At 32.8% G+C, this 20,414-nt stretch carries 20 protein-coding genes and 1 pseudogene; 4 read left to right on the top strand and 17 right to left on the bottom strand.

Going from position 1 to position 20,414, the window contains the following annotated elements; translation table 11 throughout:
- Positions 1-616: 616 nt before the first annotated feature.
- The 3 genes and pseudogenes from ABF633_RS04395 to ABF633_RS04385 form a co-directional block, all read right to left on the bottom strand.
- Positions 617-748: pseudogene (locus ABF633_RS04395) on the bottom strand (methyl-accepting chemotaxis protein); the annotation flags it as partial.
- Between the two features lie 3 nt (positions 749-751).
- Positions 752-2,161 (bottom strand): MDR family MFS transporter, encoded by a 1,410-nt coding sequence (locus ABF633_RS04390; protein ID WP_415522388.1) that lies wholly within the window; start codon positions 2,159-2,161, stop codon positions 752-754.
- A 138-nt stretch (positions 2,162-2,299) separates the two neighbouring features.
- A complete protein-coding gene (locus tag ABF633_RS04385; RefSeq protein ID WP_415522386.1) occupies positions 2,300-3,127 on the bottom strand; it encodes an SDR family oxidoreductase in 828 nt (275 codons plus the stop codon).
- Positions 3,128-3,320: 193 nt separating this feature from the next.
- Between ABF633_RS04385 and ABF633_RS04380 the strand changes: the two genes are divergently transcribed.
- Entirely contained in the window at positions 3,321-3,950 is a 630-nt protein-coding gene (locus ABF633_RS04380) for a TetR/AcrR family transcriptional regulator (RefSeq protein WP_415522384.1), read from the top strand.
- Positions 3,951-4,154: 204 nt separating this feature from the next.
- The gene (locus ABF633_RS04375; RefSeq protein WP_415522382.1) at positions 4,155-4,682 is read left to right on the top strand and encodes an HPP family protein; all 528 of its coding nucleotides are present in this window, start codon (positions 4,155-4,157) and stop codon (positions 4,680-4,682) included.
- A 138-nt stretch (positions 4,683-4,820) separates the two neighbouring features.
- On the opposite strand, the gene hcp is transcribed toward ABF633_RS04375, so the two are convergent.
- Both hcp and ABF633_RS04365 read right to left on the bottom strand, forming a co-directional pair.
- Positions 4,821-6,473 carry a hydroxylamine reductase gene (gene hcp, locus ABF633_RS04370; protein ID WP_415522380.1) on the bottom strand — a complete coding sequence of 551 codons (1,653 nt, stop codon included), beginning with the start codon at positions 6,471-6,473 and terminating at the stop codon, positions 4,821-4,823.
- A gap of 288 nt (positions 6,474-6,761) precedes the next feature.
- Positions 6,762-6,956, bottom strand: a complete 195-nt coding sequence (locus ABF633_RS04365) for a hypothetical protein (protein ID WP_415522378.1) — start codon at positions 6,954-6,956, stop codon at positions 6,762-6,764.
- Between the two features lie 18 nt (positions 6,957-6,974).
- Here ABF633_RS04365 and ABF633_RS04360 point away from each other — a divergent pair, with 18 nt between their 5' ends.
- Positions 6,975-7,118, top strand: a complete 144-nt coding sequence (locus ABF633_RS04360) for an SWIM zinc finger family protein (protein WP_415522401.1) — start codon at positions 6,975-6,977, stop codon at positions 7,116-7,118.
- Positions 7,119-7,484: 366 nt separating this feature from the next.
- Here ABF633_RS04360 and ABF633_RS04355 read toward each other — a convergent pair whose 3' ends face one another.
- The 4 genes from ABF633_RS04355 to ABF633_RS04340 all read right to left on the bottom strand — a co-directional run bounded on the left by ABF633_RS04355 (position 7,485) and on the right by ABF633_RS04340 (position 9,318).
- Positions 7,485-8,159, bottom strand: coding sequence for an NAD(P)/FAD-dependent oxidoreductase (locus ABF633_RS04355; RefSeq protein ID WP_415522376.1), 675 nt, complete (start codon positions 8,157-8,159; stop codon positions 7,485-7,487).
- 270 nt (positions 8,160-8,429) lie between these two features.
- Entirely contained in the window at positions 8,430-8,552 is a 123-nt protein-coding gene (locus ABF633_RS04350; RefSeq protein ID WP_415522399.1) for a pyrroline-5-carboxylate reductase dimerization domain-containing protein, read from the bottom strand.
- Position 8,553: 1 nt separating this feature from the next.
- Complete coding sequence (locus ABF633_RS04345) at positions 8,554-8,811, bottom strand: reverse transcriptase domain-containing protein (RefSeq protein WP_415522374.1); 258 nt, start codon at positions 8,809-8,811, stop codon at positions 8,554-8,556.
- A 219-nt stretch (positions 8,812-9,030) separates the two neighbouring features.
- A complete protein-coding gene (locus tag ABF633_RS04340; RefSeq protein ID WP_415522372.1) occupies positions 9,031-9,318 on the bottom strand; it encodes a hypothetical protein in 288 nt (95 codons plus the stop codon).
- 622 nt (positions 9,319-9,940) lie between these two features.
- Here ABF633_RS04340 and ABF633_RS04335 point away from each other — a divergent pair.
- Positions 9,941-10,114: a hypothetical protein gene (locus ABF633_RS04335; RefSeq protein ID WP_415522370.1), complete on the top strand. Its 174-nt coding sequence runs from the start codon at positions 9,941-9,943 to the stop codon at positions 10,112-10,114.
- A gap of 120 nt (positions 10,115-10,234) precedes the next feature.
- Here the strand turns inward: ABF633_RS04335 and ABF633_RS04330 are convergent, their stop codons facing one another.
- The 8 genes from ABF633_RS04330 to ABF633_RS04295 all read right to left on the bottom strand — a co-directional run bounded on the left by ABF633_RS04330 (position 10,235) and on the right by ABF633_RS04295 (position 20,414).
- The gene (locus ABF633_RS04330; protein ID WP_415522368.1) at positions 10,235-10,585 is read right to left on the bottom strand and encodes a DUF2200 domain-containing protein; all 351 of its coding nucleotides are present in this window, start codon (positions 10,583-10,585) and stop codon (positions 10,235-10,237) included.
- Positions 10,586-11,210: 625 nt separating this feature from the next.
- The gene (locus ABF633_RS04325) at positions 11,211-12,125 is read right to left on the bottom strand and encodes a hypothetical protein (protein ID WP_415522366.1); all 915 of its coding nucleotides are present in this window, start codon (positions 12,123-12,125) and stop codon (positions 11,211-11,213) included.
- A 41-nt stretch (positions 12,126-12,166) separates the two neighbouring features.
- The gene (locus tag ABF633_RS04320) at positions 12,167-15,103 is read right to left on the bottom strand and encodes a hypothetical protein (RefSeq protein ID WP_415522364.1); all 2,937 of its coding nucleotides are present in this window, start codon (positions 15,101-15,103) and stop codon (positions 12,167-12,169) included.
- Positions 15,104-15,128: 25 nt separating this feature from the next.
- A complete protein-coding gene (locus ABF633_RS04315; protein WP_415522362.1) occupies positions 15,129-15,629 on the bottom strand; it encodes a hypothetical protein in 501 nt (166 codons plus the stop codon).
- 141 nt (positions 15,630-15,770) lie between these two features.
- Positions 15,771-16,916 (bottom strand): ferredoxin, encoded by a 1,146-nt coding sequence (locus ABF633_RS04310; RefSeq protein ID WP_415522360.1) that lies wholly within the window; start codon positions 16,914-16,916, stop codon positions 15,771-15,773.
- A 13-nt stretch (positions 16,917-16,929) separates the two neighbouring features.
- Positions 16,930-17,730: a hypothetical protein gene (locus tag ABF633_RS04305; protein ID WP_415522358.1), complete on the bottom strand. Its 801-nt coding sequence runs from the start codon at positions 17,728-17,730 to the stop codon at positions 16,930-16,932.
- 17 nt (positions 17,731-17,747) lie between these two features.
- Positions 17,748-19,001: a hypothetical protein gene (locus ABF633_RS04300; protein WP_415522356.1), complete on the bottom strand. Its 1,254-nt coding sequence runs from the start codon at positions 18,999-19,001 to the stop codon at positions 17,748-17,750.
- 240 nt (positions 19,002-19,241) lie between these two features.
- Complete coding sequence (locus ABF633_RS04295; protein WP_415522354.1) at positions 19,242-20,414, bottom strand: hypothetical protein; 1,173 nt, start codon at positions 20,412-20,414, stop codon at positions 19,242-19,244.

Raw genomic sequence — 20,414 nt, 5'->3', positions numbered from 1 at the left:
GTTTTATACTACGCTCTAGAGATTTTTCATAAATATCTTGTGCAGAGCCATTATAAGATATAATTGCCCCTAATCTCTTATCTCTTATATCTAGTTCTGCTAAATTTAGGTTTATTCCCATTTAAATCACCTCTTTATTTTTTTAAATATACTTAATTTCTTGTTATAACTCTCTAATTCAAATATTTACATTAAATCAACTGTAATCTTTAAAGTATTTTGTTAGTTCTCTGCAAAGTAGAATATAGTCTCATAATTAACACATTCTTTTTTCTAATATTATTGCAAGTTTCTAAATAATATAAAATAATCATATAATTAAAGGTTAAAATTTAATTACAAGCAAAAAGGAGCACAAAATTCAATAAAGAATATTTGTCCTCCGGTTTTCCAGTTAGAAAATAATCATTTCTATATTTTTTAAGCAATAGCACTATGTAGTAAACTGTTAATTTATATCCATGTTTGCATATATGTTTTATATGATTTATACAGTCTTAAGTTTATATTATTACTTATCTATTGTCAATAGTTTCTTAATTTTATTTCATTACCAGAGACAATATTTTTATTATTTTTAAATTTGCCTATATTTATATATATAATATTTGTAATAATTTACATTATTTTTAATTTCTACAACTGCTGTTGATGATTCTTCTGCAAGCTTCCTTACCTCTTCTGCCACCACTGCAAAACCCTTCCCATACTCACCTTCTATGGCTGCATTAAGTACAATCAGATTGGTAAGTTACACTTTCTTTGATTTGCCAACAGAAAGGCTAAAAACCACTCCAATAACAGCTATATAGCAACAAAGTAAGAACGTATCGTCATAGGAAAAAATAACCGCATTCAACTTATTCGTAATATTAGTTAGATGATAAGTGGTTCTTGAAGTTAAAAAACCTGTCATTATGACTGTGGCAAAAGATAAAATGATTTGTTGAAAAGCTCCTGTAAGGGGAGTGACCCTACTTACTAAATTTTCAGGGGATACGTTAAGAATATGAGTATTAAGCGGCATTACAGTAAGTCCTCCAGCTACACCAAGCATTATAAGGCATGTTACAATATAGGTTACACTTGTATCAGCAGATATTCTAGAAAGCATAAACAATACTACAGCAGCAAGTGTTGTTCCAATAAATGCCAAGTATTTTACTCCTATCTTATCAAATAACTGTCCGCTTATAGGCATCATAATACTCATTGCAAGAGCCTGTGGTAAAAGCATAAATCCTGTGTGAAGTGAGCTATATCCTTTAACGTACTGCAAAAACAAAGGGGCCAGTATAAGTATTGAAAAAAATATAATCTGAAAAGTCCATAATACAATTATACCACGAGTGAATTGCGAAACACCAAATACTTTAAGTTCAATTAAAGGCTGCTTTTGATGTAACTCCACAAAAATAAAAATGATCAATGCAACACCACCTACAATTAAACCTGTGATAGTATTTATGGAAGTCCAACTTTTACTTCCTTCATTTACTCCATAAACTAGCATTGCAAAGGCAATAGGTGCCAGTAACATTCCCAAAATATCAAGTGAAGGTACAGTTTTTCTATGAAAATCTGGTAAGTATTTAATATTTATTAAAATAGCTATAATTCCAATAGGCAAATTAATACGGAAAATCCACTGCCAAGAACTATATTGTAAAATATAACCAGAAACAACAGGCCCAATAGCAGGTGCAAGTAACAGTGGCATACCTAATAAACCCATTAAAGAACCTAATTTTTCTTTTGGTGCTAAATGATAAATGGTTGCTAAACCGATAGGTATAACCATGCCGCCTCCAATACCCTGAATAATTCTAAATATAATCAACTGACTAGGAGAAGTAGCTAAAGAGCAGAGGAATGAACCTATAGTAAATAGTCCAATAACGATAATAAAAATTCGTTTTGCACCAAATCGATCGGTAATCCAACCAGCCAAAGGAATAACAGCAGCAAGAGCAAGTGCATATCCGGTTATAGTCCATTGCATAGTTGACAAGGTACTACCAAAATATTTAACTATTCCTGGCATAGCTACGTTTAAAACTGAACCATCAAGACTAACCATAAACATACCTAATATAATAGCTAGAAGTGGACCTACTAAAGATTTTACAGATACATATTCATTTGTTTCTTTAATCTCCATTTTAATACCTCCAATATTTATAGTATAAAATTTGCTAAAAAGGATATAGAACTTAGACATTGGAAGGATGTCTAGATCTATATCAGTAATGATAGATGGTGCTTATTTGGATGGATCTTTATAATAAATGATTACTTCTTAGAAAGAAAAGTCTTTTCCTAAATACACCTTTGGAGCACAGAGGTATACCTCGCGCACAACAACGTTTTTAGGTTGCTTTAGGGCATAGACTACTGCATTTGCTACGTCCTCTGGGCTTAAAAAGATTTGTCCCATGGCTGAGTGTATACGCTTAAGTAGTTCATCAGAAAGGTGTTCATCTTTCTTGATTTCAACATCCATGCCAAGTTTTGCAGCAAGTCCTTGTATCATTGCAGGATCTGCACTTCTTCCAAAATTAGTGACAACTGCACCAGGCATAATATTAGTTACTTGTATTGGTTCATCTGCAAGCTCTTGAGTCAGTGCTTCACAGAGTGAATTTACCATGTGTTTTGTGGAACTGTAAAAATCTTTTCCAGGCTCTTTTGCATTACCTGAAGAAATATTGATGATATTTCCACCTGTACTGTCAGGATTTTCGAGCATTGCGTGAATGGCTGCTTGTGAACCAGCTAGCAGTGCTAAAATATTTACATCAATCATCTCACGCCAGCTTTCCAGGTCAGTTTCAGCTATTTTCCCGTGAATGTGTAGACCTGCATTGTTGACCATTACATCCAAACGGCCAGTTTCATCCTTTGCTTGCTGAATAAAATGTTGAAGTTTAGTTACATCTCGAATATCAAAAGCACTGGCACTGACACATCCACCAGCATTTTCGATTTGGGAACGAACAAGTTCAAGTTTCTCCTTATTTCGTCCAGTAATGTATATGTGCATCCCATCATTAGCCAGACTGTTTGCAATGGCACGACCAATACCACTGGAGGCACCAGTAATAACTGCAGTTTTTTTGTTTAACATATAAATCACTCCTCATAGAATTAGTCTACTCAAGGTTTTTTATTTAAAATGCACAATTAAATATTTTGCAACCTAGGTATAACAAATATGATACTACGGTATAATAAATTTGTCAATATATCTAGAATTGAATTGACGATAAATTAAAAAACATGATATTCTATAATAAATAAATTCTATAGGAGGGCTTCTTTTGGCTGAGATAAAAACAAGACAACGAATTATTCAGGTAGCAATTCCTTTATTTCGTGAGAAAGGTTTTGATGCCATAACAATTAAGGAAATATGTAGTGCTGCATCAATAAATAAGCATACATTTTATTATCATTTTAAATCTAAGGATGAATTGTTAGAGGAGTATTATAATTTTGAAAATGAAATTACTCCGGAAATTTTTGCTCGTATTATGAGTGCTAAAAATTATGTTGAGCAGGTGTGGATAGTTTTCCAACGTTTAATTGACTTTGTAACAGCTTCTGGTCCTGAGATTTTTAAGCAACTTTCTATAAAAGATATCTCTGAAAAAGTTAGTGCATTTAAAGATGAGAAAATAAAAATTTTATACGAGACTATAGTTCCTATGATACAAAAAGGTAAAGATTCAGGGGAATTCCGAACCAGTATTGATAATAAACTTTTATTCATTCTGTTTTTACAAGCTTTTCATGGAACTTCTAATTGGAATATAAGAGATGGAGAATTTGATTTTGAAAAAATGATGCGAATCATTTATGAAGCTTTGTTTGACGTTGCACCTGAACTTCGTATAAGTAATGAATCAGAGTTTGATGTAGCTTGGACAAAAATTAAAGAGTCGTTTTAATATGCATCAAGCCTTAGCTTAATGATCATAATCATTAGTTACCTTAGAAAGAAAATTCTCATAAATGATAAAAACTCTTTATTGCCATATTTAAGGCTAGTTATGGAATAATTAATATGGTTGCTGTGACGATAGTCACAGCAAATTTTATTATAACATGATATATTTAATTGTACATTATCAGCTGTAAAGGCGGGGTTTAAAATGACAAAAATAATTTCATATATTATGAATATAATTCACCATCAACATAGATTTATATTGCTAAATAAAGTTAAAAGAGCGTTATTAATTGGATTATGTGTTTTTATATCTGTATTTATAATTAATAAACTCAGTTACTATTATAAAATAACATTGTTGATTCCGCCTATAGCTGCCAGTTGTGTAATAATTTTCACTTTACCACATAGCCCCTTTTCGCGGCCAAAAAATATTTTTTGTGGACATATCATCAGTGCTTTTATTGGAATATTTCTTGTAAACACAATGAATATTACCTCATTAAGCTTATCTATTGGATTAAGCTTGTCAATACTTTTTATGCTTATAACAGATACTTTACATCCTCCTGCAGGAGCTACTACTATTTTAATTATGTCTACTAAATCAAACTGGCATTTTGTGTTTTTTTCAGTAGGAATCTCAGCTATTACAATATGTATAATTTCAATAGGATACAGAAGATTACACAGGTTTGTAAAGGAAGGAAAAAAAGAAATACATACATAAGAGTAAATGTTTTTCTGTAAATAACTTTCTATGATAATTATTATTTAAGCATGAAAGCCTACTAGAGACTTTCATGGCTTTATTAAAATGTAGTGGTAACAAAGTCGAATACAAATCCAACTTAATTCAAGTTTCACTTTATTTTGTTTGCTTTAGTGCAGTTCTTAAATCATCCTCTGGTGTACTTATTGGTGTTATATTAAATGTATCCACTAGATATTGTAGTACGTTAGGTGATAAGAATGCTGGCAAACTTGGTCCTAAGTACATTCCTTTTATACCCAGTGATAATAGTGCTAGTAAATCAGCTACAGCCTTTTGTTCATACCAAGAAAGTACAATGGTCAGCGGCAGCGAATTTACATCTGTTTCAAAGGCATCTGCCAATGCTGTGGCTATTCTAACTGCCGAATAGGCATCATTACATTGACCTACATCTAATAATCTAGGTAATCCAGCTACTGTCCCAAAGTCCAATTTATTGAATCTGTACTTACCGCAAGCTAAAGTAAGAATTACACAATCTTCTGGAACCATTTTAGCAAAATCAGTATAATAATTTCTTCCTGGTCTTGCTCCATCACAACCACCTATTAAGAAAAAATGTCTTAGTTTTCCCTCTTTAACTGCATTAACTATAGCTTCAGCATGTGATAATGTTGCATTATGTCCAAAGCCTACTAGTATTTCCTTTTCTTCTTCATCTTCTTTAAATCCACCTAGTTCTAATGCTTTATTTATTATTTCACTAAAATCCTTAGTTCCATCTTCAGAAACTCCGATATATTTTACTCCATCCCAACCTACAACACTAGTAGTAAATATTCTATCTTTATATGTTTCTCTTGGTCTCATCAAACAATTAGTTGTCATTAAAATACAGCCTGATATTCCATCAAATTCTTTCTGCTGATTTTGCCAAGCAGAACCAAAATTACCTACTAAATGTTTATATTTTTTTAATTCTGGATATCCATGTGACGGAAGCATTTCACCATGAGTATAAATGTTAATCCCCTTACCTTCGGTTTGCTCAAGCAGCATTTCTAAATCTCTTAAATCATGTCCGGATACTATAATAAATGGACCTTTTTTAATATTAACATTTACCTTATGAGGTGAAGGATTTTTGTATCTAGTGGTATTTGCTGCATCTAGAGTTTTCATTACTTCTACGCTCATCTCTCCAGTTCTCATAGCCATACGTATCATATCTTCAAGAGCTAAGTTGTCATTTGTGGTAGATTCCAGTCCTAAAAAATAAAATTGGTCTACTTGATCACTATTATAACCAATAAACCTTGCCTGATGTCCGTAAGCACTTATACCTTTTAATCCATATAATATAGTTGATCTTAAGGATCGAATATCAGCATCAAGATCTTGGTCATACATAATTCCTGCTTTTACTGAATCCTTTAACATAGCTTCTTTAGTATCACTTAGATTATATGTAGCAGCATCTGGATATTCTCCTTCAGGCGCTTCATTTCTTAAGCTTTCCTTTATCTTTTGTGATTCCTTTAATCTTCTTACATGAACCTCTGCATCAAAGTTTACATTTGTCAATGTTGTGAATAGACTATTTTCTACGAATTTTACTATCTCTTTATCAATAATCTTTCCCTGTTCAATTAGAGGCTTTGCATAACAAGAAATTCCTTTCAGCTGATATATTAACAAGTCCTGGAGATTTGCAATTTCTGGTACTTTTCCACAAACTCCACTCTTTGTACAGCCCTTTCCTCCAAATGTTTGTTCACACTGATAGCAAAACATTAAATTTTCCATTTTAATCTCTCCCTTAATAGAATTTGATTTGTACCCATTTTAACTTTACCATATTACCAATGATATTTGTACTTAAAGCTGTATTTATCAGACAACTTTTTACATATATTTTTATTTTTTTAATTATTCTTCTACTGTATCTGACTATACCATTTCATTATTTATTATGCGAATGAATTATTTATCTTTCATATTAGTCTAACCTAAAATAATAAGGGCTATCCATCTCCCTCTTATAGAAGATTTGGTCGCTTTCACAGAGTGCGCTGGAAATATTAGAGTGGGTAGTCATTGGATAAAAGATTTACACTGTCTTTTCTCATTTACATATGCTGGGGTTCTTCTCTTCTTACTGCAATAATAACCAAACTGTAGATATTTACACTCTGTGCATTTTGCTTTACCTTTCCTGTTCCATTCTTTATTCTTCCTTCCAACATCTACTATATAGCTTGTACTTATACCTGTTTTTCTTGATTTCATAATCTCAACTCCCGTTTAATTTATAATGTAGATTTAAATCATACTGTTTGTGATTGTAGATATTTTACTTTTCAAAAACGTGAGGAAAGAAAAAAATGCAAACACATAATAGCTGCAGGACAGTTATCTCTGACATTAAATACTTTAGCTAGTGCAAAATAAGATTTTACGAGCTACGAAAGAATGTTTTGGAATAAACCACCATATAGCATACACTTTCAAACTCAGATAGTACACACTGATATATAGCTATATCTATGTATAAGAAAAAATCCCTTACACCTTTTATCGATGTAAGGGATTAATAAATCTGCTTATTTTTTAGGATATATAACTTTTCAATATGGTTACTTTTCCTTACGGGTGAGTCCTCAATTCCATTAGCATAGTTCCATATAAGTACTCCATGACTTTTAAGAAATGATTTTAATATTTCCAGGTCATATTGGGCTAAATCTCCTATTGTGAATATATTCAATTTATTTAATTTAGGCAAAGTTGCCATATTTTTCCCAAGTCACAGTTACCTTATAGATAACTATCAAGATCTATTTGTTTCTTGAATTCATCTAATCCTACTCTATCTATGTAGCTTCCTAATCTTTCTCTAACAGTTGCATTTTCTTCATATATTTGAACCACTTTTTCTACTAAATCAAATACTTTTTCTTCTGATACACAAGGTGCTATTTTATCTGCTATTCTTGGCTTAGCTCCACCTTTTCCACCAACATAAAACATCCAGCCTTTTCCGCTTCCTATTAATCCTATATCCTTAAATGCACTATCTGCACAACTATGAGGACAGCCACTTATGCCAATTTTTAATTTATTAGGAAGTTTTTTCCCATGATATAAGCTGTCTAATTTTGATCCAACTGCTACTGAATCTTGAAGGCCTCTTTTACAAAAAGTAGTTCCTGGACATATTTTTACACTTCTTACACATAAACCTATTGCTGCACCTGGATCCATGCCTAAATCTTCCCAGACATTATCTAAATCTTCTTCTTTTAATCCAACTAGTGCAATTCTCTGAGCTCCTGTGACTTTAATAGCTGCTGAATTGTATTTTTCAGCTACATCTGCAATAGTTCTTAAAATATCCGGAGTTAAAAGTCCAGCCGTTAAATGTGGTGCAATTGCATAAGTTTCTTTATCTCTTTGTAATATTGCTCCTTTTTCTAATAAATCAGTTTTCATTTGTATCCCTCCCAAATTTCATAAATATAAATTATTAACTAATAATCCAGTTTAATTGTAACACATTTATATAATAATTCAATTCTCTTTCATACTAATTCTTGTATCTTATTCCTCAAACTTAAATAATTCTTCCACCGTAGTATTAAATATAAATTTTAAATATACTGCCTTCACCTAGTCCACTTTTTACACTTATATTCCACTGAACAATTGGTTTTACAATATATACACCCAATTCACTCCCCTCACTAGTTCTCCTAAATAGCTTTATTTTTCTAATTCATTAGCTCTTTCTAAAACTTTTTTTACAGCAGACATAACAATTCCATGAAAACCTGATTCATTTAGTACATGAGATGCATTAATCCCAATACCTGCTGGTGAATTCATTCTATCCAAAGCTTGTTTTATTTACCGTCATATTATTAAGCCTGCTATTTATTAGTAACCAATAGAAATTACTCGCCTCATTTTTATATCGAAAACAGCATACGTAATCATCGGCATATCTTACAATCTCGGCTTGACCTTTAAAATTTCTTTTAATTATTCTCTCAAACCATAAATCTAATGCATAATGCAAATATATATTAGCCAAAGTAGGTGAAATTATCGAACCTTGAGGAGTTTCTAATTCTGTTGCTTCCATGACCCCTTCTTCTATCATTCCAGCTTTCAAAAATTTATTTATTAGCTTGATGATGTTAGGATCTCCTATCCTTAGTTCTAAGAATTTTATCATCTACTCATGATTCACATTATTAAAGAATCCTTTTATATCTGCATCCACCACATAACTTATTTTACCTGTTTCAATTATATTGTTTAGCCTTTTAATTGCAGTATGGCAATTCTTGTTTGGTCTGAATCAATATGAAAACCCCATAAAATTTGCTCCATATATAGCTTGTAGTATTTTATTTAGTCCCATTTGCACTATTTTATCTTCATATAATGGTATCCCTAATGGTCTTTTTGATTTTCCATCACCTTTAGGCATATACACTCTTTTAACAGCTTGTGGTTTGTAGTTATGTTTCTTAACTCTCTCAACTAAGTTATTTATATTATCCTCTAAATTCTCAGCATATTCAGCTTTTGTAACCTCATCTATGCCTGTTGCTTTATTTCCACTAAGTTCTTTGTGGCATTTCATTAGCATTTCTTTATTTAGATAATGGTATAATGATATAAAGATGTGAACCTTTCTTTCGGATTTCTCTTTCGGATTTCTCTTTCGGATTTCTCTTTCGGATTTCTCTTTACAATTTCTGCTATCCTAACTAATTTTGTTTCCATTGTTTATTATAGTGTTGCTTTCCAGAGAACCGACATCGTCAGCCTTCCTATTTTTCTACTTATTACGGGACCCACTTTCAAGCCTGCTACCTAACTGTCAACGCTTAATATATAGGATTACTCCCATATATCCATGACTCACTACTGGTGGTTTGACTTTAACCTTTACAGAAGGGATTTCCACCCTTTAAATTACGCAGCCTTGCTCAGCCGCACCGATTCACCGTAACATCACTATCGGAGGTTTTATGCTATGTCGCTGTTTATCTACTTTACTTCGTTTCTCCGCTTATCGGAGTTTACAATTAACAATTGAAAAGCCTTTGGACTTCATAGAGCCCTTATAACCTCCAAAGGTACAGCTGGAAGAATCGGCAGTGTTATAACAACATTAAATCTTACTAGGACGGATTTAAACTATACTCAGTACTTTAAATATTGTCCATTTCTCACACATGGGAAATGTGGAGCTTGTATAAATGGCTGTTCCTCTTCAGCTATTACAAATGAAGGAAACGATAACAGGAGTTGCAGCGATTATATTAATAAAGAAATACTATCTGTATTTGCACCACGGTATGGTTGTGGCAAATGCAACATTAAAGTACCCTGGTAATATAGAATTCCCAAAATTTAAATCACTGGTACCATAATAGCTTTGATGCCAGGCACCAAGGTTATCTTCCTTAAGCTTCAAGATTATTCCAAATAAACGAAAAACACCAATTCTTTTATATTTTGCATATAGAATCAGTGTTTCTTCGTTTTAATTATTATTTCCGCAAAATCTTATCCATCGCTTTTCCCTTTGCTAACTCATCAATTAGCTTATCTAAATAGCGAATTTCCTGCATAGTTGGTTCTTCAATGTCTTCCACTCTGACACCACAGACCACACCTTTAATCAAAGTTCTCAAAGGATTCAGTTGTGGAGCTTCCACAAAGAAAGTCTCAAAATCTGTCTGTTTTTCCAGTTGAGCTTCTAACTCTTCCTGGCTATATCCTGTCAACCAACGGATGATTTCATCAACTTCTGTTTTCGTACGTCCTTTTTTCCCCGCCTTCGTAACATAAAGGGGATAGACACTTGCTACACTCATTGTATAGATATTATGTTTGGTCATGATACACCCTCACTTATGTAATTTTCTTTATTATATCACGAAAAATAGTTGGCTCAAACATAAGTTTCCTTTATTTTTATAAGCTCACCAAAAAACTGAAAATTAACCTCTTTTGCTAATTTCATCTATTATTAATGATTTTGAAATATACAGTGTTTAAATTATATTCTCAAGGCGAATGCGATGAAAGGTACCCTCCGCAAATTTTAGCTGTGCTTTTTCACATTTACTGATTATTGAAGATACTGGGGGTAGTGCTTCTATCAATTCTTCTTTTGTATATTTTTCCATAGAGTTTTATCTTTTAAAAAATCTGTTTAAATCCTGTTGGTTTTGGATTTTTTAAAATTAGACACTTTTCATCAATTCAATTTGAATCTCTCTTTCTTAACTTCATCTAAATCATTAGTGTACATTTTACCGTAGTATGAAGGAATATAAAACACACTCAAATATTCACTTAAAATCCGTAAAGCCTTTGATATCAGCCTATTTCTTTACTATCTTCACAACACACTCGAGGTGGCTTGAGAGGATAGGAAGTACGTCTATTCCATACTCCGCCAACCTTCCGTTTGTGGGAACATATCCACTGCCATTTCTTGTGTTCGTGGAAACATATCCACTACTTTTTCTTTGAATATACCCAAAAGAGAATGCTATCCATCAATCGCAATGAGAATAATACATCTTCTAAAGTAGGATTCTCTTGAGTGGCTTCATTTCTATGCGTACCGTAATCTGACATCATTGAATAAATCATGTAGATTGCTTTTGTTTTAGTTAATTTACCTGCACGATTTTCATAAAAGAAATCTGCCAAATCATCTTTTCGAAGGTCTGTATTTAATGCCTGAGACAAATCCTGTGCAGTAGAAACTGTATTTTCACCACTGGTATTATATATTCCTCTCATCCACTTAGCAAAATCTTCTGTACCCTTATATTTTGAAAAGATACTTACTAAACAAGTTCTGCATGATTCAATACACGCTCCTGCGTGTCCTTGAGTATACGCATCAATAGCCGACTCATAAGAATCATATACTTCTCTGTGGTTTTGTTTTAACCAATTTTCCACAGAAAACAATTCAACAACTCTTTTCTCATTGCTTGTCATACAGGTTGTCACAATTACTCTGTCACAATCAATACTTATTGATAAACCAAGCAACTCATAAAGGTTTGCCAATTCCTCAAAATCCGTAGCCAATTCTTCTGTAATATATCCAACATTAAACGATTTTGTTAGTTCCTTCAGTAAAGATATAATCTCGCCGTTTTTCCCTTCGTGATACAAATCGTTAAAAATGCTGTCCAATCCAAGGAATACATCATATTCCTCGTTCGGGTTCTCAAATTTATGTGCATATCCATTATTATAATAATATGGAATCAGATAATCAGCGTACTTTTCAAAATACTCGCCCAATCCTACACATTTAAGTCTTGATTTAAATTCCGAATTACTCTTTATAAGGAAGCCTCTTCTACTTAATATTTCCGCTATTTTTGATAGAATTATCTCTTTGTTATTCATATCAAATCCTCCTTGTGATGCTTCAGCAAGCCACATCATGCTTACTGTGTATTTTTCCTATTTTCGTATATAATCTGATGATGCCCAAATCTCCCAACAGCAATCAAACTATGCCCTTTTAATTTAGCTGCATATTTACCGTTTTTAAGATAAGACATTAAGAACTGAATAACGTCCCTTTCAGCTTCTTGTTCATCAAGCAATGCCGGCCAATACAGCGAATCACAAACATATGGATATTTCATATCCTCTGGTAGTAATTTTTCATTAAACCCTTTTACCGTGTTGAACTGCAGCTCCCATGATGTTTGCCCATAATTTTTAAACATAAAATATATAGGAATTTTGCCATCAAGCAATATGTCACCACCGAGTATCCTATTAAGCCAATTTTCTAACTGGTCATATTTCAAGCTTTCCTGTGCATCGCTTGTTTCATAATATAAATCGAACTCAGAAACTTGATTATCACTAATGGAACAACCGCCAAGGAGCAAATAGAATAAAACTATTGTATTCTCCCTGATTTCCTTAATCTCTTTGATATCATATACGTTATCCTTATGGAAATGGTCATTTCTATACGTTTTTCTATACTCAGCTAATTTATCTGCGATATAATATCTGGAAAATTTATTTACATCCCATAATTCTGGATAGTGTTTCACATAACCAATGAGACTTCCCAACGTGATGTCCGTTCGAGACGCATTTTCGCTTGTATATTCAATATACTCTCTGCTATCCTTTTTCTTAATTTCCTTCCCAGTATTTATCGAAAGACAAACTATTTTATACAGAAGTTGCTCTATGGATTTTAAGTATCCCGCAACAATTGCGGTCTGCTCTAATCCACTTGTTACCATATGCATTGAGAAGTACCACTCTGAACTCAAAAAGCTTTCTGCCAGATCTGAATCACCAAGGATAATCCTATATAATTCTCGCTCAAAGAAATTATGCTTTATTATATCGGTCTGTGAACTAAATAGCTCTGGTACATATTTTTGATAATCGAATTTTTTTATAACCTCAGCCGTGTTCATCTTAAATGAATGCAACATATCAACTGACGGAATAGTTACTGTACTATACCCAATAAGTTCTCTTACCGAATTATTAAACCTATCGCAGTATTTCTTGTATATACGATACTCATCTTCTCCTAACAGGGCAAATACAGATTCTATAGTTTCGTATGTCACAAAACCACCTGTAAGCCTTATTTCATTATTTACTATACTGTTTAGAGTGCTTTTGTCCCCCTGCACTTCAACAAGAGCCACAACTTTGATGCCATCAAGATTGTACTTTTCTTGTAATTGTTCCCAACCATTAATTCTTTCTGTCAAACTTGACGAAAAATGATAGGCTATGCGTTTTCCATCTTCGATTCTGACGAAAGGCATATACTTGCTATATTTTTCATCACCTTCAAATGGTTCATAGCTTACGTTGTTAAGTGTAAACAATCGCATTACCAATTCTTCGGTTTCAACGATAAGCGAATGTCTACTCATTTTAGTAACCGCATTGTATAGCTGTGTATTGTCATCAGACATCACTACTACCGGACGTTGCATAGACAACATCACGTTTTGAGCCTGCATCATATCATCTTTACATTTCTTTACATGATTATACATACAGCCAAAAGCATACTCATATAATCCGCTATTATCCATATCCACCTCTATATCTATGCTTTGGAAAACATCTTCCGATTGTGCCCTCTGTTCCAATAGCATCTGTGCCTTTGTATTTTTGTTCATAAATTTTTGGACATCCTGAGCTACATACTTCACTTCATTTTTAATCGAGAATGCAAATGCTCCTATACCAACAAAATTCAATCTCAACAATGTATCAGATATGGTTTTTACATTATCTTTCGGATTTCTTAATTTTGCTCTAATTACAGCATCAGCACTATCAACAACAGAAAAAGTTCCTGTAGCAATTGTTATCATACGGACAATACAGCGATTATTAAACGGAAGAATCTTTTTATATTCCAGCTGTTTACAATCCGCCAATGATGAAATTTTCTTTTCAGAATATTCTTGTGCCAGACGTCTGATAAAATAAAAACTTCTTACAATGCATTGATTTATAATCACTGGAACCGATTGTTTAACAGCAAAATTGGATATACCAAGTTCTGTTCTCAAATCAAAGCGTATCAAGTCTTTATTGCTGGTATGTTCAAAAGCAGTGCCGTTAAACAATTTAGAAACCCATGCTGAAAAGGCAATATCATCGCCTTTATATTGTACTTTTAAATCATGAAAAAGTGGAGTAGCTGATAAAACTTTCGCTAAAGACAACAATGGGCCTGGGATTCCTGTTCCTCGTCCTGAACTACCACTTGAGCCAGCCATATCACTAATAAGATGAAATGCCCAGTCGACAACCCCAAACATGATTTTTTCTTCAAAAGTGTTTCCCAAAGTGTCTGTTTGCGGAATGTCAGGAGTGATTATTTTTCCTTCAGTATCTGTCCCATAACCCTTTCCGGTAAATTGATTCAGAATCGAGCAAATCAACCCAAAAGGGGATGCATGATGTGAAAAATCACGTAAGTGATGCTGCCGTCCACCACCAAAGTCATTTGTTACTTTGTCGGCAGCCATAGGGTATTTATCTTCCAAATAGCCAATACAACCCTTTATATCCTCTTTCTTGCAACCCTTTTCTTTCGCAATTGCAATGACTAACTTTTCAATCTGCTCCGTTCCTACATCTTGTGCATACCTTAGCGAAAATTCTCCAACCCACAGTACATCTATCAATGCTGTCAGCATCCCGCTTGAAGCTGCTACGAGATAATCAAGTTTATCCGCTTTAATGTATTCGGCATCATATACAGATTTTATTGAGTCGATAGGAGTCACAGCAATTGTTTTATACGTATCTGTACAAAAGTCGAATTGCACAGATGTGTTTTCAAGTTGTCCATTCCACGAATTAATGTTCATTTGCCACTACTCCTTTCAAATTAAATCAGCCAAGTAACTGACGTATTCTTGCGGTCAATAATGCTTTTCTCTTTTCATAGAACTCTTCAAAACTCTCTAATTCAAGAGAAACTCCGTCTGGAATAATTGCTTCTCTGCGGAATTCAGTTTTTTGCTCATCATTCATATCATTATAATAATCGACAAGACGCATAGCATTTTTACTTCCATTACTTCTTCCCTCAAGCAGTTGAAGATTCGGCAATCTATTTCTGTTACCTCTCCATCTACGCCAATCATCCATAGAAACAGATATAGGTTTTGTGCTGTCAAATCGGTCATACGGATGCAAATGGTCTTGTTCATATTTGAAGTTTTTATTTATCCAATCAGCCCCTAAGAAATACAGAGCTTCACCTGCAACACGACTGCCTTTTTCGGAGTTGATTATATCATCGATTTTCCCATCAGTAACTCTAAGATCGTTCATCTGTTCAAGCATATCAACGGTTATTCCATAGTCATTATCGTTGATGTTACTCTTCATTTAGCAACAAAAATTTAAAATTGCATTTCCAATTTTCGAAAGGTGTCTCTGGCATCTTACAAAAACTGCTACAGTTTTTGTTTCTACTAAATTACAATCCATGAAGCAGTCATTCTTTTTTCATATTTCGGACTATATATATTATTTGAAACTATCAATAGCTTTTATCAATGCATCAACTTTCGCATCAACAACTTTTTTTGCATCTTCATAGAATTTTTTCAATGCAGCCTCAACTAAAGGTTGAACGCCATCACTGCCAGTCATTACATACTGTGTGTCATTTAACAAATATCCGCCAAATTTGCTACAGGCCTCGGAAATATTTTTATAACAGTACATATATTTCCCACGACTATCTTCTGTATCATCAGTGTCAATATATGTTTGATACCAACTCAAAGATTCACGCTCATTCATAATATTTTGAACAAACCATAATTCTTCAATATGGCGAAGTTGATAAACGTATAATTCTCTATTCATCGCATCACCTGAAATTCCAAATTGAGGAGTTACTTCAAATGTATCTATGTCTTTTGGAAAGTTAATTTTACCGTTTGATAAAGCTTTGGCTTCAGCTACAATTTGCTTGAGTAATTGCTCCATTTGTCTATTGAAATCATAATAATAATTTCCAACTTCTGTATCATAATATGAATATTTGCGCAACTTCTTATTTTTGTAATCAACAAGAATTTGCATAATAATCGCTTTGCTTTGTGAATACATTACTCTATCAAACTCTTTCAACCCAGCTTGTTCTGCTTTGTCACTGGACTTATAGTCATACCTATACTCGCCACTGCCGTATGCAGTTGGAGCAGAATATTCAGACTTGTTAAACTCATACTCTTTTCGGTTTGGATATGAGTATTTATAATTTTTTATTCTATCGATAATTATTTGTTTAAGCTCATTTAAACCAGCTTTGCCTGTAGAGTTTGTAAAACCGATATTTGCTAAGGAAATAGCTTTAGCAGGGCAGGAATTTATAACAGATTGTACGCTTGCTAAATTTTTATCGTCAACTATTGCTGGTTCAACTGGTTCAGCTTTTCCGTTGGCGCTTTCTTTTATTAATTGAGTAGATAACGAACAGCTACCACAAGCTTGACATTCATTCGATATTACTATTTTCTTTAAGATTGCTGTTCCATTATTGTCAATCTGTACTGCTTTTGCAACATCGGTAGATTCTGCTTTTACTTCGCTATTGTTTTCTACGCTTTTGTTGGATAATTCCTCAGTTACCTTTGATATATTTGAAAAAAACGAACTTAACATATTATTTTTCCTCCTAAGAATTTATTATTTCTTGTATTTGTGATAAGTATTTTTCTCCAGTTTCTATTGCTTTCATGGATTGTTCGGTTATTGCACCGTTCTCATCCATAAGTGGGGTTGCAAGTACCTTTTTTATAGCATCGGCAAAGATTAAACAGTTTTTTATGCAATCTCTGTCTTGACGGTTATAATTTGCACCATTTTTGCCGTTACGCTCAATGATTTCACTTGTTACTTCAATGCTTTTTCTAAATAATATATTCAATTTAGCAAGTAGCATAGACATACGTTCCGCTCGCTGAAAAATACCATCTAATACAACTTTTATGGTTTCAGATTGTGAAACGCTAACATCAATTGCCTTCTTTCTCATCCGAGCTGCATCTGCATAAAGTTCAGCTTCTTTTGCTATAACATTCGATACTCCACCTGTTAATCCTCCAAATTTTAGAAAACCAATTAAAAAAGTTGAAACTGTTTGGCTTGAATTTAAAGTAAAGCCAGAAACTGTTACCATTGACCTCATTTCATCTATAACCGCTGGCGAAAATGAATTCGCTCTAATTTTATCTATTTCATCAGATTCTTTAAATTCAATAAGCATAATCTTCTCATACAACTGAATAAAATTGCTTATTGATGTTTGCATTATACCTTTTTTTCGATTTGCTAACTTTTCCAATGCAAGACGTGTTTTTTCTTCTTCTTTTTGTTGCTCACGTTGTGCATCACCCAATTTATTTAAAGCCTTAATATTTGTTTTATCGGCTTGAGCATTATATTTATCAGCTCTAATCATATCTAATATAAACACATTTTATCTCCTCTCATTTAGAATGAAAAAACTCGATTTTCAGAATCAAAAAACGCATCAAATTCCTCATTGTTCTTAAATCTAACATTTTCTCCAAAGACATTTAAAATTCTGTCTATTCCGTTAGCAATGCCGTTTGAGTCATTTAAAACAGCGGAGTTAAAAATTTCTTCAAATCCTGTATTAAATTGCTCATCCCAATATGCATATTCTTCTGAAATCATTTCCTTCAAAATTGTACGTTCTTGTTTCATTACATATAAAGCTTGAGTTGCAATTCTTGATACTTCAGATAGTTTTTTATTATCATTTTTATTAAAAGTTAAATAGTTTTTAATTAATTTAAATGTGGTTATTGCGGCACCAATAGACAAACCTAATACAAATAGAGGACCAGCTGCTACTGGAATTAAAGCAGTTATGGCTGAACCTATTTGAACAACAGTTGTTCCTATTGCCCCTAATACTGGAGTCTGTATAATTACTCCTCCTATCAATGATGGTATTCCGGTAGAAACAGCTAATGAAGTAGTTGCTGCTGTTCCATATGCTCCTGCTGCAGCAATTGCCGTATCTTTACCAACCGCTGTTGCTAACTCAACCAAGTCCATATTGCCTTCAATAAATTCATAGAAGTTTTTTCCCATACTTAATCCAGCAGTAAAAGCACCAGCTCCTTTAGCAGCATTTAAGCCGATTTTATTCGCTTCTTCCATAATTTTACTACAAGCATACAATTTAGATGATATTGTAGCTGTGGTGCTTCCAGTTAATTCACCTTCAGCTTGCATTAATTTAGACACATTTTCTACTTCTTTTTTTGAAATGTCAGATTCTCTAAAATTGTGATTATTTTTTTCTAATCTATTCTTTAATGTTGTGTTACCTTTATCAATAACTATAGTATCATTTTCATATTTAAGATTGTCAACCACATTAGGTCTTGTTTCATATCCGCACTTAGCTTGTTGGTATTCTACAGTTCCATTTGCTTGAATTACTTTAATATCTGCAACCCCATTATCGTTGATGACTTCTAATCGTTGCATATTGCCGTTATGTACGTTTTTAGCATTTTCCGTAGCGACATCTGAGTATTCAAATACAAACCCTTTTAAACCTTTACCTCCACCGCGTTGTACATTTAAAGAGCTTAACTCTTTTTCCATAGTTACAAAGTTCTGTGATGCTTTTCCGGCAATAATGCCATCAGATATACTTTTTGAGTTATAAATAATTTTTATAACATCATCATTTTTATATTTATCCATGCAAGCTACTCCTTTAAATTATATTGATACCTATTCTTTGAGATACTTCGAATAATGCACCCCAATTTTCACAATTTTACATAAAATCACAGTGGGTTTATCTTTATTGCTTACCCTTTCTCCTATTTTTAATTCCATAGTAAATGAATCTATAAATAATTGTCCATCTGCAAAACGCAAATGCTCTTCACTATTTCATTATATTTTATTATAAGGACATCCTCTATCCTTATAATGAAGTCAAACTATTTTTATTGTTGTATGTGGTTGTGAAACAAGTATATCATCAACTTTAGAGTATATTGTGTCTTGATACATGCATATATTATTGTTAATTTCTACCTTGCTCTTAGAATCATTTTCGTTATAGATTTCGTTAATATAACTATGTGAATTACTTACACCAAGAGAAATTAAGCAATCATCAAAACATGTAGATTTTGTAAATTTAATTTCATTGCAAAATTCAGAGTATTTTCTATAAAGTGAAGCTGATTTCATAGGAAGTGCAATATTAACACAATGCGGATAGGAATAGGAATCAGACATTTGTACCGATAAATATGCTACCGCATCAATTCCTAAATCATTTATTGCCATCATTATCAATTGTGGGATAATATACTCTGTTTTGAAATTACGTTCTTTTTTTGTATCAACAACAAATGAAGATGCAATTACCAGCGGAAATATCTCTATTAGGTTAGAAATGTGCTGAATTTCATATTCTTCAACATATCCAGTTGCTGCACCGTTTATCGTATGCTGGGTAATGCAAAGATTCAACAATTTCAGATTATTGCTTTCTATCTGAAATGATGAGAGATAAAAATCTTTATAATTTGGATTTCCCAGTTCCAAATAGCTCCCAAGTGAAGATGTTGTAAGATACATACAAGGAATGCCAGACATACTATATCTTTGTGTAGATACTTTTTCTCTCAAATCATATGGAATATGAAGCATATCTTCCTTATCAAGTATTTCTTTTGAAATACGCCCTCTAAATAATGATATTGGGGTTTCATTCATCTTTTTATATTGTTCACTGTATGCCTTATCATAACCAAACTTTTTCTGAAGCATTTTTATTGGAGCAATACCTCTAAAAGCATATGATTTATCAAAATCAGATACAAAATAAGGTTCTTTGACATAATCCCTAATAATCAACTTTGTTTGAGTTATTGCATCTCCTATATACCCGTTAAAATAGAGCTTCAGAATATTCTTGATGGTTTCAATATTACTTTCTGTTTTCTTAACAGTTTGCGGCTGAAGCCCAATTATACTGTGGATATGTTTACTATAAGCACAAAGAACATTATCCAGTGAATTAACGTACTCATTATCACTACTTATGTGAACAGGTAACGAGAAATCATTTAACCTTGTGTCTATAATTTTCGACAT

Source organism: Clostridium sp. (assembly GCF_047718555.1).
Classification (GTDB): Bacteria; Bacillota; Clostridia; order Clostridiales; family Clostridiaceae; genus Clostridium_I.
This window is presented reverse-complemented; position numbering and strand designations above follow the sequence as displayed.